Here is a 257-nt window from a genome sequence, read left to right as displayed (position 1 = left end):
ATGGGCGCCGACATCGGCCACCACAGCGTCATCGCCGCCGGAGCGGTCGTCACCGAGAACCGATCGCCTGCACGCGACCGTGGGCTTCGAGTCGCTCTTCGCCATCGTCGAGGCCTCGGAGGGATACCTGCACGAGCTCGACGTCGACCTCGGCGCGGAGTTCGCCCAGCCGCGTGAGTACTCGCTGACGAAAGTGGACGGCGTCTGGCTCATCGACGACATCTCGAAGGGACCGCTCCGCAAGTCTGCGGAACCCA

Annotated in this window: 1 protein-coding gene; it reads left to right on the top strand. The window is 66.9% G+C overall.

What is annotated here, in order from left to right:
• A partial coding sequence (locus tag SB660_RS21870) for a hypothetical protein (RefSeq protein WP_410584536.1) occupies positions 1-257 on the top strand: 257 nt, incomplete at both ends.

Origin of the sequence: Bacillus sp. SIMBA_005 (genome assembly GCF_046535585.1) — a bacterium.
Classification (GTDB): Bacteria; Bacillota; Bacilli; order Bacillales; family Bacillaceae; genus Bacillus; species Bacillus pumilus.
The sequence above is the reverse complement of the archived record's forward strand: the minus strand, read 5'-3'. Positions and strand labels throughout refer to the sequence as shown.